The following is a 17,152-nucleotide window of genomic DNA, read 5'->3' on the forward strand; positions in this document are numbered from 1 at the left end:
CTTACGCTTCTTATTCTGGTATTCAGCTTCGGAGAAAGTCATCTGATCCATGGATAGTATTCCTGATGAGTGAAGTTGGCCGTATTATGACTGATTTGGGGAGTTATTCAGAGCCTCCCTAAAGGAATGGGACCCCCCCCCGTCTAACTGCTTTGTCGCTCTTCCTCTTGAAGGTTCCTAAGTGCCTTCTGGAAACCTAATAAAATTATTTTTTCCGAATTTATACTGTCAGGTTCCTGAAGGGACACTCGTGGAATATCGTAAAGCGAGTCACAGCGTAAACTTTAAAACTAAGGTGTTTGCAAGGATTTATATGGCTAAGTGCGAAAACTTCGTGGGCAAACTGTTTGTTAAAAAAAGGTGGGTCATTGGGCTTAGCCTTTTGTTAAGCGCAGGAACAACGTTTGCTGAACGTGTGGAGGTTGTTCCACTGGGTCCCCAATTAGGTGAGTTCTTCAAATACCGTGAACAGCATTCTGACTTTCAGAAAGCTATCGATGTCTATCAAAGGCATTTAGACGAAACCCATGTCTTGCTTACAAAAGTTAAGAAAGAAAGTCCTGAGGCGCTTGGCGACAGATCAACCGTCACCCAGTTATTGGAAAGTAAAGCTGTAGAGCTTACAGCCTTTGTGAAGGAACTCAGGCATCAGGAAACTTCCGTCGATGGCAGTGATTTCCTGCTACCTTCTTCGTCATTAGACAACAAAGCCGAGTTTCTTAGTATCCTCGTTTCAAAATTGGTTTCAGCACAAAGTCAGGGTGAAAAAGAGCAAGCCATCGAAGTGCTTGGAAATCACCTCGCAGAGGCCTTTACTATTCCGGATAGGCAGCCAGAGTTTGGATATCGCACTGCATCTGATCCTGATGGAATATCCTCCCTGCCAATCAGGCCAACCTTTATCGACATGGAAGCCGGACAGCTGGATGTTGATAGACCCGCCAGTGATCCTGCAGGATATACTGTTAAAAGGGATATACTTGAAGCGGAAAAAAATAATGCATTCAGTTGGTTGGCTGATATAGCGGGCTTTTTCGTGCCAGATGTCTTTGCCGGTACAGACGCTGCGCCTGAAGTCAATCCAGGAGTTCAGGGGTGTTATTCAGATGCGACAGACTATGCGAATAATGGTAGCAACGACCTAAACCTATTACAGCCCGAGCTGGAAGTCAGTCCAACATTAAACCCTCGCGCCTATCAAAAAATTACAGAACTGGCGGCGCAGTTGGAATACTCACCTGTCAAAATATTTGAGTATGTGGCAAATAATATTCGCCATGAGCACTATGCAGGGTCCGTTAAAGGCGCTTTGGGAGCCTTAGAGAGTGGTGGAGCGAATGACATTGACCATGCGAGTTTGATGCTGGCTTTGTTGAGAGCATCTTCTATTCCCGCAAGGTATGTCAGGGGGAACATTTATCTGCAAGACAAGGAAGAGCATTTAGATTGGTGGAATGTTCGAACTCTGGAAGCCGCGTACGACGCTATTGCAGCGGCAAATGTTCCTCTGCAAAAACTGACTAAAGTTGACGGAGCCTTTCCGTTTTCAGAGGTTGATGGTCGTCGGGCGTTTGGTGTCAATCATGTTTGGGTTGAAGCTTGCGTGCCTTATGCAAACTACCGTGGTGAAGGTTCCAGCGCTGAAGGGCATGAGTGGATTGCACTGGACCCGAGCTATAAGCAGTACGAGCGTCAGGATGGCGTTACCCATAATGTGAATTTTAATTACGGAGATTATCTGTCTTATCGTTCCGATAAGGGGCCTTTGGAAGTTTTTGAGGAACAAATTGCAGAGGACATCCGTGGTACAGATCCCAATCTATCACTTAATGATGTCGGCGTAACCTGGACTCAACAGCTGATTGAGCTTGAGTTTTTGCCGAACAGTTTACCTTATGTGGTTCAAGGCTACCCTAGTTGGGGGAGCGGTATAAATTCGTCCTCCTCATGGAAGCTTCCGGATAACTGGAGAGCTAAAGGGCAGTTTTCGTTTTTCGGTAAATCCTTTTCGATTCCGATGACAAAGTTTACTCAAAGCAGGGTCACCCTCTCCTTTGTCGGGGCAAGCTCGGGGAGTGCCAAGAAATATAAAGACTTTATTAACGGATCTGCAGCGCTTGATTGTGGTGAATCCAATATCAGTGTGCTACCTGAAGTTAAAGTTGATGGTAAAAAACTAGCTGGCCTGTCTTTTCCGTCAAAAAGGATCTGCAATGAGGATGGGGACTTTAACAAGTTCGATCTGGAAGCTTCAGTCAGGATAGAAGCCCTCAGTTCAAAGGTTGTAAGTGCTACCCCTCCAGGAGCCAGTGCACTTACATTTGATAATATTTCGCCGTTAAATTACTACGCGTTGTCTGCATACGCATTTAATGCTACTAACGAATATGTTCAGCTCAGGGAACAGCGCCTTCTCGAAAACCTGAATCAATACTCGAAGCCTTCCGATAATCCCGATGAACTGGTTGGTGAGTTCTTGAATCTGGTGTTATTGAAATATATGGGCATGCTTGAGGATTCTTTCTCTCGTATTGGTAAATTATATGGAGCTACAGGAAGATCCGGTCATCACATTGGTGTAGTGTCAACGAGAGCTGATGTCACTGCCGCAGGCAGTCACCCATACGCCCTGCAGTCGAATAATTTTGTTATCGATGCGCCTGGTGGCTTAGTTATCGGCAGGGATATCGATACGGGCGGGCCAAATTTTGACGCCCTTCGAATGTCTGGATATCAGGGCTCCTATTACGAAACCTATGTATGGCAGATCATGGCGCTGAAAGATGCGATCAGTACTGTCACAGGAATACAGATTGCTCGAGAACAGGGTAATGAGGTGCGTACCTTTACTTCGAAAAGTGGGCTGTTGAACTTCGTAAAAGAATGTACCGCTGTTCCCGATATGTCTAAGTGGTATTTGGACTCTGAGTTGTCAGAAGGGCATTTAGGGGATGGTACTCCTGTCAGGACTGTTCGCTATGATGAAGATAAATGGATCAGGCAGGCGCGAAATGGAGGCCTTTTCCACGATAAAGATAACTTGATACTGGAGGCAATCAGATCAAGTATTAATAATGCGTGGATAGAGCACATAGGTCGTCCGTTAGACGGCGAAGAAGGCTTGCTTGACATGGTTATGAAGCCGATAGAAACCAAAGTTAAGAATGAAACTATAGAGTACTGCTACCGGCTATCCGACATAGACCTGATCCTTTCTTATTTCGGTCCTGAGTATGAGAGTGGCAAAGTGATTTTGCCGAAAAAACCTGTGACCTACAGAGAATGGACTGGTCCTCTCTTCATCGGCGAGCGGCTCAAGTCTGATGGTACTTCTTTATTCAGTTTCCCCATATCCTCATACTCTGGTGGTTATACGGTAAAAACAAAGGATCCTTTTAAGTACTCACCTCCAGTTAACTCAGGCTCAAATAACTCTGGTTCAAATTCCTGGTCCAAATCTTTTAGTTCGGGGTATAAAACCTTTTCTACCACGAAGTATTCCAGCACGAGTTCCTCGAGTGGTGCTACAACAGATACTGGGATCAGCAATCTTGGTCCATCTCCTCATGGTGCAGTTGCTGGAGATCCTGTCAATATGGTGACGGGTAATATGTACCATCAGGAAACGGATTTCGCCGTGCCGACCCGGGGGCTGCCGATCCTATTGCAGCGGACCTATAACAGCAATAGCTCGGTAGATGGGCCCTTTGGTCGAGGCTGGACATTCAGCTACAACCAGACTCTGAAGTTTGTTGATACTGATGAAAATGGTAAGTCTGATTCCATCATATGGAAGAACGGTACTGGCGCGGAAAAATATATTGATTTGGTTGGCAGTATAGAAAAAGTCTCCGGGGTTCTGAATATCACGAGAAGTAAAGTCAAAATACCAAAAGGCTTCTACTTTAATCTGGAACGACCATACAGTGGCGGAACAGTTTCCCAGATACTGATTACCGATAAAAACGGCGTTCGATACTACTTTGAAAATGTCAAAGGTAACCACGGTGATATCGCCAAGCTGACGAAAATTATCGATCCCAGCGGTCATCAGTTGACATTTACCTATTTCGGGCAAAAACTGACCAAAATCAAGGATCCTGATAACCGCACAGTAACGTTTAACTATTACTCGGGTTCAAATCATATTCGCACTATCAGTCTGGACTGGGCGAATACGGTTTATGAATATTTCTATACGGCGTCCGGTAACCTCAAAGTCTATAGAAATCCGCTTGATCGGGAAAAGAAAGTCAACTCGACTCGATATACGTATTACAGTGCCAGTGACGGGACCAATCTGGCTCATCGTATGAAAACTTTCGCCTATGCGAATGGTTCCAAGATGACCTTTGAATACTACGTTAACGGAAAAGCGTACCGGCACTATAATGCATTGGGTGAGGCAATGACCTTTACCTACAACGATTTCCGTCGTGAATCGACCACTGTGGATGAGAAAGGTCATATTCAGAAATATGTGTTTAATGAGTATGGCCAGCCTGTTGAAATCACTGACGCGATGGGTGGAAAGGAATTCTATTACTATGAAGATGCCAACGATCCGATTTTAAGAACCCGTGTGGTCGATCCTCTGGGCTATGAGACCCGGTACAGCTATGACAGAAAGGGTAATCTTGTCAGTCAATCGTTACCATCTGGTCAGAAGGTGACATATAGCTATTTCACAAATTCCGGTAAACCTCAGCTTATTAGGAATGCTCTGGGCCATTACCGAATGGTTCGTTACAACAATAGTGGCAAGCCCGTTAATATTGTTGTGTTCAAAGCGGGGTTTGGTGCCACCGTTAATCCGCTGACGTTTAATCCTGAGTCCAACAGCTCACATATCCTGAGTTGGACGCATAATGAATATGACAACAATGGGAAACTGGTTCGGTCACGTCAGGTCAAAGACTTTGCAGACAGTGACACCGGCCCTTATACAACCTTCGATTACACTGACGATCAAAATGGGACCGAGGGCGTTGTGCCTACCGTTGTGTCTTATTTCGGTGACGTCGATGGTGATGGTGTCATTTCCAGCGGTGAAGGATTAGGCACTCACCGGACAGAGTACGATACTCTGGGTCGAGTGGTAAAAGGCGTTAACGGTGCGTTCTATCCTGTTTCATACGTTTATGATAAAGCAGGACGCTTGGTTGAAGGCACTGACACATTAGGCGGTACACGTATCTTCCGTTATGACGCCAGCGGCCTACCGGTCAGCCAGAGCTTGATGGCTCATCAAGGGGGGCGTGTCAGTCTGGTCGATAACACGATCACCCGTTACAACGAGGTCAATCGGAAAATTCAGACGGCCGATGCATCTGGTGCTATTTCTCATTATCAATACGATCCGGCTGGCAATCTCACCAAGGTGACTTCGCCGGATGGATATAGCGTTAATTTCAAGTATGACGAGAAGAATCGCCTGACGGAAACCTTCGATGAAGAAGGTAATACGGTCACTCGAAAGCTGGATCTGATCGGTCGTGTGCGCCAGTTGATCGACCCTAACGGCAATGTCACTCAATATACTTATTATGGTCCTGAACAGAACGGTAAAGTGAAACGCATTACCGATGCTGAGGGGCGTTGGACTGAGTTTGAGTACAATGCGGTCGGTCAAGTAACAAAAGTCACCGATAATAGTGGTCAGGAGACGTTGTCTGACTATGATGCTCTGGGGCGGGTAACCCGTGTTGTGGGACCTGTGTACACGGATATCGTATTGGGCAATGTGCGTCCTGTCACGACTTATCAATACAACAGTCTCGGATTCCAAACAGCCGTCTATGCCGGATACACCAGTGCTGACGGAAATCAAGCGTCAGATTCGCTCTCTCTTCAGGCCCGTTATCAATATGACGATTTCGGTCGCTTGCTGAAAAAAGAAGATGCGCTTGGGAAAGTATGGGAGATTACCAAGTACGATGAGCACGGCAATATCCTTTCCAGTCGTGACCCCAATGGCAATGTAACGACATCTACATACAGTTTTGGCGGTATTCTGGCTGGGACCAGCACTAGTGGTCCCGCGGGAACTGAAGAAACTATTTTCCTTCGCAATGGAATGGGGCAACCCGAATATATTGAATCAAATAATGTCGCATACTCATATGAGTATGATGCTGCTCATCGGGTGAAGAAGGTTACCGATAATCGTGGTGGAAAATCGGTTTCTTATGACTACAGCATTGGCGGTCTACTCAATAGTATTACTGACAATGCGGGTAATAAAACGTCCTATCTTTACGATCCGGTGGGACGCCTGACCGGTATTCGTACTCCGGATAAAGGATTGATCAGCTATGTGTATGATGCCGGCGGTCGGTTGCAGCAAAAGGTTTTCCCGAATGATCTGGTAACGGCCTACGATTACTTCAAAGATAACAAGGTTAAAAGCATTGCCACCACAGATGGCAGTGGTAATGAGCTGATTCGCCAGAATTATGACTATGACAATGCTGGTCGTACATCCAATGCAGATTTTATGCTGCAGGGTGTAACGCAAAGCCGGGGCTATGAATATGATGGCTTGGGCCGTTTGATTAAAGAACGGGATGCGGCCAATGATGTTGATCTGGATCTCATTAACTATGATCCGTTTGGCAACCGTCGCCAGCGTACCCATGGTGGTACTACCCAATACTACAGCCACAACAATCTGCACCAAATTACCCAGGTACGTCAGGGCTCACCCACAGGTAACGTTGTTGCCAGCTTTGACTACGATAACAACGGTAACATGGTGAGCAAAATCTCTTCAGGGACCACAACCACTCTGGGATATGATGCCCTGGATCGTGTGGTTCGTATTCAGAAAACCGGGTTGCCGACAGAGCTGTATGCTTATGACAGTGGCACCCGACGGATCAGTAAAACTGTCGGATCTGATGTGGTGAATTATCACTATAGCGGTCCGGATATCGTTGCTGAATACGGTGCCAATTGGTCAACGCCAAAGGCAGTCTATGCCCATGGCGCGGCGATGGACGACCCCCTGGTTCGTTTTGCTGCCAATGATCCGCAGTACTATCACGGGGACGGTCTTGGGTCTGTAGTTGCGATGAGCAACCGTACTGGAACGCTCTCTGCCACCAACCGTTATGATGCGTGGGGGAATGTTACCCAGAATACTGGAAACACACCGCAGTACGGCTATACCGGTCGCGAACCCAATGCCAATGGGATGGTCTATTTCAGAGCCCGCTTCTATGATCCTGAATTTGGTCGCTTTACCCAGACAGATCCAAAAGGGTTTATTGATGGTGTCAATCAGTACGCCTATGTGATGAACAGCCCGATGGATTATGTGGATCCTTGGGGGATGTCAGCGAATAGATCCTCCTATAACTCTGATAATGCTGGAATCATTGGTAGTCTTGGCGCTGCAATGTTTGAAAATGTTAGCGAGTTGGGAAGCCGAGGCACCAGTGGTAGTGCTCTTGATAACCTAATAGGTACTGGAAAAGCGCTCTTCAATATGGCAATGGACATGGGAGAAAGCTCAAGCCCATTTCTTATGTTGGCTAATAGTGTAACAGGCTATCAGTCTCCTCGATTTCACATTGCAGATAACCAACTTGGTGGGGCTGCTGCAGTTGATGTCTTGTCAGTTTTTGCTTTGCCTGCTAGGGCTGGGGCGTTTAGTCGGGTTACAAAGTGGTCAGGTTCAGGGCCAGCTCCTGGCGTGCTAGGGTTACATGCGTCATCGACTTCTGCGGCGGCAGTTCGAAATTACATACCCAAGAAAGGAGGTATTGAATTTGTTTTTAATTATAAAACGAGTACTTTCGCTGTAGGTAAGCTCAAGTACGGAGGTGGCAAAGGTTCACCGCATCAACAAGTAGCTAATACAATTGATGGTAATCGGTCTAATACTGTTGGGGGAATATTCAGGAGGGACTCTGATGGGCGGATCTCTACTGATGAGTCAAGTGGGCATTTCGGTGAGTACTGGACTGACGACATAAGAAAACAGTTTGTTGATTTCATGAATGGCCGTGGTTTAGAAATTAATCATTCTAACACCTACCAATAAGTGAGCACGAAACAATGTTGATAGAGAGAATGAAGGAACTGAAAAAGTTCCATGTTGGTAAACGGATAATCGACAAGAAAGATATCAATTGGTGCCCAGTAGTTAAGATAACTGACAACTATATGGGGATATCTGATGATGGAGAATGGGTTGTCGAAGTTAGTGAAGGTATACATGTTCTTAGTGAGATTAAGCTATTTGTATTCGTTCTTCCTTTACTTGAAAGATCGCTAAGCTCGATAAATTTGACTATTATAGACTTCCTAAGTTCGTTATCAGTTGAGCTCGACCCCAAGGAGATATTTCCATACTTGAAAATAATTCAAGCGGGGTTGGAGAAAGAGTCGGATTATTGGGCTGGTCTAGCTTTGATGTGGTACAAGGAGCTTTCCATTGACGAAAAGAATACACTAAAGCAATCATTGAGTCTGATAGTTAAGGCAAAGTGGGCTTCCCAAAAAAACAGGCAAATTGCCCAAAGGGAGTTAAGAAGACTTTCTATATAGTTAGGCATTATAAAGGAGATACATGCAATTGGGTGATGAGAAAGGTTGAAAATATCTCAATCAGTAAAAACCATAAGTAACTTGCTTCGTCTGCAGCCTTTATTTCTCTAACCAAGTCTTTTGCTCAAATATATGATGGCGTTTTCGTTGAAATGACATTGAAACAGGGATAACTAGAACTTTGCAAAGTATTTGTGTTCATGGTGCGTTTTTTTACTACGGTCGCCTATCAAGACATGCTGATGCTGTGCAAGGGGGGCAAGATGACAGTTTCAATTGTGAAGGTAACCAAATTAATAGTGGGTTAGGATATGGTAAAGCCTTGGGTATTTTTTATAGTGCTATTACAGTCTGTAAAGTAACCTGATGGTAGATAATGAAGGAAATGATGGTATGTATATTTTAAGTCATTGTAGGAAACTTATTCATTCAAATATACAGATGAATATTCTCTGTTATTGAATTTTTGATTTAGATAAAAAGTGTTTTCCTCTGCTAAATAATCTTATTGCCTAGGATTAGCGCATTAAGTATGAGGATTTAGCATGGTTGCTACAAAGTTTAAGGGTCTTAATGATGCTGAGAATTTATATCAAACTGCCTTGAAGGAGTGTCGCTGCCTTGATTGTGATGGTAGTTATGCATTAGTAGTTAAGTGTATAGGGATATTGGATTATATCGATATGGGGCCGTCATAAGAAAAATTAATGCAATTAACACTTTCTGATAATAAGATCGTTATTGATATTACTGAAGAGTGGCTCCAGTCGTCTAATCCGTAGCAGTCATTCCAATCTTTCGAGCTAGATTTGAACTCATACAAAGGATTTATATAAATGTTGCTTCCAAAATATACAAAAATTAGCCTGATCGCTGTGATATCGGCAGTGGCTAATGTCAGCCTGGCGGCTCCGACGACAACGCAGTTGGAAGCAGCACGGGATAAAAGCCTGGCCTATCTGATTCAACATCAAAACGGCGATGGCAGCTGGGGGAGCAGCCCCCAGGAAAAAGTGCGCCTGACCTCGGCGGCATTGGACGCGTTGAATAAGTATGAAATTAACGGTCTGGTATACCGGCGTGGGATTAACTGGCTGGCGAATGCGGATACTTATTCCACAGACTCTCTGGCGCGAAAAATGACCTCCTTGGCCAGGGCGGGGATTACCTCAGATAAGAATACCTCGCAACTGATGGAGCGTGCGACTGTGTTTAACGGTGTAAAAACCTGGGGCCCGTTGAATGATTATCAGTTTTCCACGATCGATATGGTATTGGCGTTACAGGCGTTGTATACCTCTGCGCCTTCAATAGATATATCTGATGAGCTTGAATTTATTCAAAGTCGTCGTAATCCCTATCCTGAGACCAGTAGTGCAGGTGGTGGTTGGGGACCAACAGACCAAACCTATGGAAAGATTTCTAAGTCAAAAGTTTATCCGACGGCTCAGTTTTTATTGGCTTACTCCGAAATTGGTGGCGATTACTGGCTGAGTAAAAGCGCCAGGAAGGGAACCTTGTGGCTGGCGATGCAGCAGAAGCCAACCGGTGCGATATCGGAATGGGACCAGGAAGCCCCCTTAATAACAGCGTTATCTGTTCAGGTGTTTGGCGAAGCCATCAAGGTCCCGGGAGCCTATTCAACCGTATTTACGGCCTATGATTTAGGCCTGGATTATCTGGTATCACGGCAGGCGGCAGACGGTAGTCTCGACAATAACCTGTTCGCCACCGCATTGGCGGCACAGGCTTGGTTTAATACCCCGCAAACACTATCTGATAGTGATGGTGACGGAATACCCGATAGCGTAGAGGGGGTGATTGGCACGAATCCTAATACCGCGGATACCGATTATCTTGAGCCTGGTAACGGCGATCACTATGACGATCGAGCCGGTTCAACACACATATTCCATGAGGCCATGGTGAATCAAGCAGACCTTCTCGTGCTGGATACCACCGAAGGAACCATGTGGATCAGCAGCGGCGAGTTACCACCGGGCATGACCTTTAACAGCAGCAACAAAACGCTGACAGGCACGCCAACTCAGGTTGGAAACTATGCTTTTTCATACATCATCTCCAAACCTGACGGTACTGGTTTAATTGGTAATGTCATGGTTCGTGTCGCGGACCGATATAGCGACCTTGATCATGATGGTATTGCGATCTATTACGAAAAAATGTACTCGTCGATCCTTAACAACCTGGATGCCAATGATGCCCTCCTTGACTCAGATGGGGATGGACTTACCAACCTTGAAGAGTTCCAGTTTCAATCAAATCCCACTCTTGGAGACTCTGACGGAGATGGGTTACTGGATATCGTGGAAAGAGAGTTTGGAAGTAATCCCAATTCTGCTGATTCGGATAATGACGGCCTGCCAGATGAATATGAATACGAGTATCTTAATGAACTGAATCCAAATATAAATGATGCCGACATTGACATGGACAATGATGGTCTGACCAATATTGAAGAATACCAACTTGGGTTGCCGCCAAATAATCCTGATTTTGATGGCGATGGGTTATTGGACGGGGAAGACCCAGATCCGTTTTTCAATCCGGCGGTATTGGTGCCTATATTGTACTTGCTAACGAACGGGTAATACCTTAGAGGGTTGATCACTAATATTTGGAGTAGGGGGCTTTTGTAATCGCAACTGTCTATTAATCAAAAGCCCCTAAGATTTAAGGATATATATTTAGAAACCGTCATAAAAAAAAGATTCTTTTTGCTTATTTAGCGATGCAGGCGTCACTTTGTCAGGCAGAGCGCTACGATGTGGATGTCCTCCTTGGCGAAGTCCTCCTCAGGTAAAGCCTTGCATAATTGAAACGGTTGATAACCATGTAAAAGGTAATCCAGGTGAAGACGATAAGAATAAAGATGCTAGTAGTTCCACTAATCAAACCAGTGTAGAAACTGCGGGCGGTGAAGGAAAAGCTGCTACAGATACAGAAAGTAACAAATAGAATTCGTCATTATGTCGACAACTAGAGAAAGAGCAATCAAGGCCGTTCTAATACTGATGTCCTATGTCTCAGCTTTAGCGGGAGCCCATGTATTTTTTGTTAAATTTATGGGAGGCCATTGGGAAGGATTTCAGCTATACCAATTAGGCTTTGTGCAGTCTTTGTGGGAAGCCATAGGGTATACAAGGCAGGCATTTCTGATGCTTTTAGTTGTTATGCTGGTTATTGTTCCTATCGCTGTTACTTATATGACGGCAAAGAGTAAAGTGATTGGCTGGATTATCAAATACATACCTTTAATCTTCTTTGGACTTGCGTTAGAGGATGTTACGAGAAGCTATGGGTATGGATGGCAAGTTGATCTCTTATTTGTGTTAAATATGATTTTTTACTTCAGCACATTTATTTTGATTATTTTATACAATCAACAGATGGTAAGTGAGAAGTAAAGGATTTGATTAACGTAGTAGATCCAAATTAAATGCAGTAGTGGATTCTCAATATATAGCCGGCAAAGAAAATTAATGAGATATTTCAAGGAAGAAATATGACGCTTTACAAGAAAATAAATGGGGTCAGATCCACATTAAACAAAATGAATTAAATATTTCAAGGAAGAAATATGGCACGTTTAAGGTGATTTTGTCCGGTAGGGATACCGCAGCATGTGGTTCAGCGAGGGAATAATAGGCGGATATGCTTTGGTGCAGAGGAAGACTATATTGCTTATGCGCATTGGTTAAAGGAATATGCTGATAAGTTTGGCGTGAGTGTTCATGCCTGGGTTTTCATGACGAACCATGTTCATCTTTTAGTAACCCTGAGCGAAACCAATTAGATGGAAAAAGGGGACAGATCTGTATTCTAGCCTCTAATTTTTATCACTAACAAAAGAGTTGTTTTATGTTAAAACTATTAACCAAAGTTCTGGCCATTAGCATAGCTCTAGGTGCCACAAGCGCCCAGGCTGAGTTCGTCACCGGAGATGTAAAGCGAATTTACCCCAAAAATGCGGTGGTATATTTCCGTCTTAAAGATGACACCTGCATATCCGGTAGTCAGTATTATTACTTCAAAATGGATGATACCAGCACAGATGGTAAGTATGCGGCAAAAAACTGGTATACATTGCTGGTGTCAGGTGCTATGGCGTCAAAACCTGTAAGTGTAAAGGTTGAATCCTGCGCCACTGAAGGAAATGTCGAAATCGAGTATCTGTATCAGGAATATTAATTAGAAATAGAAGGAATAGATCCACCTTAAATAAGTTGGATCTATTCCTTATTTCGTGACGGGCAGTCTAAGGATAATGGAGCTGTAATGAAAAAAACGATTCTTTTTGTATTTCTAACCATGCTGGCATCACTGTGTCAGGCAGAGCGTTACGATGTAGATGTCGTCCTTGGCGAAGTCAGAATCTTTGATAAAGACAATATCCTGAATACTGCCTGGCAAGGTGCGGGATATGTTGAGCTGCCAACGATCTCGCAAACCCCGGATTGCGGTACCGTGGGGAATAAATATGCACTGTCATTTTCGACAGACAATACAACAATGGTATCCATGATTCTTGCCGCTAAAATGGCGAATAAAACGGTCACCGTAACGTTTGATGATTCTGTAAATTATCCAAAAGGCAATTTTTGTCCATTGCAGATGTTGACGATCAAATAACTCCGTATTGTTAAATCTACCAAACAGAACTTTGAGGTATCGAAAAATGAAAAAGACCGTATTGCTGGCAGGCCTAATATTTAGCTCATCTGCCATGTCGGCGGGTTGGTTAAGCAACCAGGAAGTATCGGATGTGGGTGTGAAATACGGCAATGGCTGCGTCACTCTGACAGGGGGCGAGGTGGTGAAAATCAACCTGACTACTGATGATGGCAAAGCTGAATACTCTTTGGTACTAGCGGCTCTTGCTTCAGGTAAGACCGTAGATGTTCATCAAACTGATGGTGCACTGGAAGGTGGTTGTGGTACCGGTACGACGATCAAGCCTCATGACATCATTAAGATTGATAAATAGTATTTATCGCTAAGCTTTCCAATCTCGGCATTTTCGTTAATTGGAATATCGGTGAATGGACGTTAGCGATACCCAGCAGGGATAAAGATGTAGTGAAAAAACTGGCTGTTTTGAAGTAGATCTCTTTATCAACTGATAGATTACCTCGCATCTGATTGCACTAATAAACGATTGAATGGCGGGGTTTTTATTTCTTGGTAAGAAAACTTGCTGAAGGTCTATTAGGATATTCCATTCTTATTTTTGGTGTTAAGAAAGATGAAAAAAATAGTGGCAATATTGTTACTCACCCAAGCTTCGTTGGCATACTCTGGCGGCACTTGGACTCCTATGGGAAAAATCACATCAATTGAGGAGTATGGTCAAGGTACAAAAATTTTTGGTTTGAACCTTGAGGCTGCCAATCCTGCTCAGTGTTCCAATACGTCAACTTTAATGCCGAGTCCCGCTGCAGATGCAAAAGCGGTTGATCGTATGAATGCGACTGTGTTGGCTGCTTTTATGTCTGGGAAGTCCGTGCAGGTAAAAGTAAGCGATGCCGGCTGTGTTGCTAACCTGCCGTACTACTATGCCGTAAGAATTGTTGACTAATGCTGCAAGTGACAAGATTCTGCTGGGATGCACATCAGCGTCCCAGTTTCTCCGCCTGGTCCTCTCTCCCCATCGCACATATACATACATATAAATGGGGTCAGATCCACATAAAACAAAGGTTCCCAAAGACCTATATGACAGTAGGCTCAAGCAACATGAATATGATTACCCAGATTCAAGAGGGCTTACAGAGCTAGAAATTCCCCATACAGAATTTGATGTTCTCAATAGTGTTGAAAGGATATGGCATCAATGAGTATAAAGTGGGATGAGTTTAAAGCCCAATTTCCCGTTGGGAAGGTGTTTAAGTGTGAGGTTGTGCGACATGAAGTGTATGGTATGTACGTCAGCACTGGGTATAGCTTTGATGCAATAGTTCCTGGAACTGAGCTACCTGAGGTAGGGGCTGATTCGGTTTTCCCAAAAATTGGAAAAACAATAGATGTTAAAGTATTGGGTTATAGAGAGCATGCTCACCAGCTATGGTTAACTATGAATTTAGATGAATAGGGTTTAATAAATGGGAGCAGATGCACATTGAACACTGGCATGGATTCTTAATATAGAACCGAAGTATAAAATGAATTAAATATTTCAAGGAAGAAATATGGCACGTTTAAGGCGATTTTGTCCGGTAGGGATACCGCAGCATGTGGTTCAGCGAGGGAATAATAGGCGGATATGCTTTGGTGCAGAGGAAGACTATATTGCTTATGCGCATTGGTTAAAGGAATATGCTGATAAGTTTGGCGTGAGTGTTCATGCCTGGGTTTTCATGACGAACCATGTTCATCTTTTGGTAACCCCGAACGAAACCGATGGTGTTTCGTTAATGATGCAAGCTCTAGGGCGCCGCTATGTACAATATTTTAATCGTGCTTATCGGACGAGTGGAACGCTGTGGGAAGGACGCTTTAAGGCCAGTATTGTACAGTCAGAGACATACTTGTTGCAGTGTTACCAGTACATAGAGCTTAACCCAGTGAGAGCTAAGATGGTGGAGGATCCATTAGAGTATCAATGGTCAAGTTATCGAATTAATGCATTGGGAGTTCACTCTGAACTATGTTCGCCGCATAGGGAGTATCTTGCCTTGGCTGATCAAAAGGATGAGCGGTTGCGGGTTTATCGGGAATTGTTCAGGAGGCATGTTAGTCATGACCTACTGACTGAAATACGGCAAGCGTTGAATATGGGCATGGCCTTGGGAAACGAGAAATTCAAAGATGAGTTGGAGGAGTTATATTTAAGACGTGTCAGACCGGGAACCCGGGGGCGGCCAAAAACTTAATTTAGGCATTTTCCTGCAAAATGGAGAAATGTGTATCTGACCCTAATTTTCTACAATACCGGTACAACCATCAAGCCTCATACAATGATTAAGCTTGATAAATAGAATTTTTCTCTATTCTCGCCAACCCCGGTTTATTCGAATTATTGGGATAACGGTAAATTGGCAATACTCATACCCTACAGGGAGAAAGGTGTAGTGAGAAAACTGGCTTTAATGCTGCTGTTGATGGTGTCTACCAGCGCAAATGCCACAGTGGTTGTCGGCAAAGTAAAAGACATTAAAGTCTTTGAAATTGATAATGTGAACGGCACCTTTGTCTATATGGACGAGCTACCTGCGGCTTGTGGACTCAGCAATGGTCACAAGCGATTCGTGATTAAGGGTGATCATCCTTCTCATGACCCTGTGCTTTCCATCGTTATTGCTGCGAAAATGTCGGGATCTGATATCCGGGTTAATTACAAGGAAACCTGTAATGACAACTCGATTTCCTGGGATCTCTTTGACGTAACACTAAAGTGAACTCTTACCGCAATTATGAAGAGTATCGCTGATTTGGCTTTATAAAACCTGATATAGATAATTTAGAGAAGTTTGAATGAAAAAAGTAATGTTAGCGGCTGCGCTTTTTAGTTTACCGATGTTGTCCAATGCTCTGGAGGAAATTACAGGTAAGGTTACATTGGTAGAGTCCAGCTATATGCCCGGCAGGGTCACTTTTGCAATGGACAAGGGCTCATCAAGTTGCCCGGCAGGTGGGTGGATGACCTGGAAGAAAGATTCAGAAAACAACAAAGCCGTACATGCAACGTTGATGGCGGCCTTGATGAGCGGAAAAAAGATCCGTTTGTATGTTGGTGATGGCGACACCTCCTGTAATGGAATGCATATTCACTTGTTAAGTGAGTAGCCTTTGATGCTGAATTTGGCTAAATCATCTGGTTTTTGTCGCAGCATAAAAGTTGAGATTTAACTTATTGAATACCTGTTACTAAATTCTCCGACGCTTAATTTTGCCACAATGTTTAAACAACTCTAAGTGATTGGGACACTAATGAGTGTCCCTACTTCTCCGACTGATACCCTTTTCTCATTGCTTGAGGCAATGTTCTGGTATTCTGGCTGGAAGTTGTAAATCTCCCATAAACTAGAGACATATTCCTTTAAAACTCTCTAACGCACATCAGTGTGGCATGGAGGACATTCAATGAAAAACTCGATGCATACGGCCTTGTCGATCTCTCCACTCTTCCCCCACAAAAGCTTTAGTTTCAGCCTCTTCTGAGCGTTCAAACTTCCTGAAAAATAAATACAAGCATAATGTGTTACCTGTTAACATGCGCCATGTTTTGGGACGTATTGTCACAAAACGACTGATTCGATCGTCAGGAATTTTGTTGTATTAGAGTAAGCGTCCGGTAACCCCATCTTGAGCGCGCTACCAACTGACTGGATAGTGTCCACTTATTTTTTAGTGGACACTTGTTATGATTGTCATAAGCGCACCTCGCTCCTCCAGAAAACGTCGCCAATATTCCGCAGAATTTAAAGCTAAGATTATTGCTGCCTGCCAACAGCCGGGGGTCTCTGTTTCTGCCATCGCTCTGGATAACGGGCTCAATGCCAATCTGGTTCGACGCTGGATCAGCGACGCGAAGAAACTCGGCTCTACCACGTCGGCATTTGTCCCCATAAACCTGCCG

Annotated in this window: 14 protein-coding genes; all 14 read left to right on the plus strand. The window is 44.1% G+C overall.

Annotated features, from left to right (window positions below; all coding sequences use genetic code 11):
• The first annotated feature begins 313 nt into the window (after positions 1–313).
• Positions 314–8,047 (plus strand): DUF6531 domain-containing protein, encoded by a 7,734-nt coding sequence (locus tag F566_RS0102110; protein ID WP_020405326.1) that lies wholly within the window; start codon positions 314–316, stop codon positions 8,045–8,047.
• Positions 8,048–8,076: 29 nt separating this feature from the next.
• A complete protein-coding gene (locus tag F566_RS0102115) occupies positions 8,077–8,553 on the plus strand; it encodes a hypothetical protein (RefSeq protein ID WP_157496574.1) in 477 nt (158 codons plus the stop codon).
• An 836-nt stretch (positions 8,554–9,389) separates the two neighbouring features.
• Positions 9,390–11,165, plus strand: coding sequence for a putative Ig domain-containing protein (locus tag F566_RS0102120; RefSeq protein WP_020405328.1), 1,776 nt, complete (start codon positions 9,390–9,392; stop codon positions 11,163–11,165).
• A gap of 378 nt (positions 11,166–11,543) precedes the next feature.
• Positions 11,544–11,981 (plus strand): hypothetical protein, encoded by a 438-nt coding sequence (locus tag F566_RS0102125; RefSeq protein WP_020405329.1) that lies wholly within the window; start codon positions 11,544–11,546, stop codon positions 11,979–11,981.
• Between the two features lie 218 nt (positions 11,982–12,199).
• On the plus strand, positions 12,200–12,370 hold the full coding sequence (locus F566_RS38115; RefSeq protein WP_211210570.1) for a transposase: 171 nt from the start codon (positions 12,200–12,202) through the stop codon (positions 12,368–12,370).
• Positions 12,371–12,435: 65 nt separating this feature from the next.
• Positions 12,436–12,765, plus strand: a complete 330-nt coding sequence (locus tag F566_RS0102130) for a hypothetical protein (RefSeq protein WP_020405330.1) — start codon at positions 12,436–12,438, stop codon at positions 12,763–12,765.
• An 87-nt stretch (positions 12,766–12,852) separates the two neighbouring features.
• A complete protein-coding gene (locus F566_RS0102135; protein WP_020405331.1) occupies positions 12,853–13,206 on the plus strand; it encodes a hypothetical protein in 354 nt (117 codons plus the stop codon).
• Positions 13,207–13,252: 46 nt separating this feature from the next.
• The gene (locus F566_RS0102140; RefSeq protein ID WP_020405332.1) at positions 13,253–13,561 is read left to right on the plus strand and encodes a hypothetical protein; all 309 of its coding nucleotides are present in this window, start codon (positions 13,253–13,255) and stop codon (positions 13,559–13,561) included.
• A 258-nt stretch (positions 13,562–13,819) separates the two neighbouring features.
• Positions 13,820–14,152 carry a hypothetical protein gene (locus F566_RS0102145; protein ID WP_020405333.1) on the plus strand — a complete coding sequence of 111 codons (333 nt, stop codon included), beginning with the start codon at positions 13,820–13,822 and terminating at the stop codon, positions 14,150–14,152.
• Between the two features lie 255 nt (positions 14,153–14,407).
• A complete protein-coding gene (locus F566_RS0102155) occupies positions 14,408–14,665 on the plus strand; it encodes a S1 RNA-binding domain-containing protein (RefSeq protein WP_020405334.1) in 258 nt (85 codons plus the stop codon).
• A 97-nt stretch (positions 14,666–14,762) separates the two neighbouring features.
• On the plus strand, positions 14,763–15,446 hold the full coding sequence (locus tag F566_RS0102160; RefSeq protein ID WP_020405335.1) for a transposase: 684 nt from the start codon (positions 14,763–14,765) through the stop codon (positions 15,444–15,446).
• A 198-nt stretch (positions 15,447–15,644) separates the two neighbouring features.
• Entirely contained in the window at positions 15,645–15,971 is a 327-nt protein-coding gene (locus F566_RS0102165; protein ID WP_157496576.1) for a hypothetical protein, read from the plus strand.
• 76 nt (positions 15,972–16,047) lie between these two features.
• On the plus strand, positions 16,048–16,359 hold the full coding sequence (locus tag F566_RS0102170) for a hypothetical protein (RefSeq protein WP_020405337.1): 312 nt from the start codon (positions 16,048–16,050) through the stop codon (positions 16,357–16,359).
• Between the two features lie 577 nt (positions 16,360–16,936).
• Positions 16,937–17,152, plus strand: a 216-nt coding sequence (locus F566_RS0102175; protein ID WP_020405273.1) for a transposase, incomplete at its 3' end; no start/stop codon positions are given.

Source organism: Hahella ganghwensis DSM 17046 (assembly GCF_000376785.1).
GTDB classification, from domain to species: Bacteria; Pseudomonadota; Gammaproteobacteria; order Pseudomonadales; family Oleiphilaceae; genus Hahella; species Hahella ganghwensis.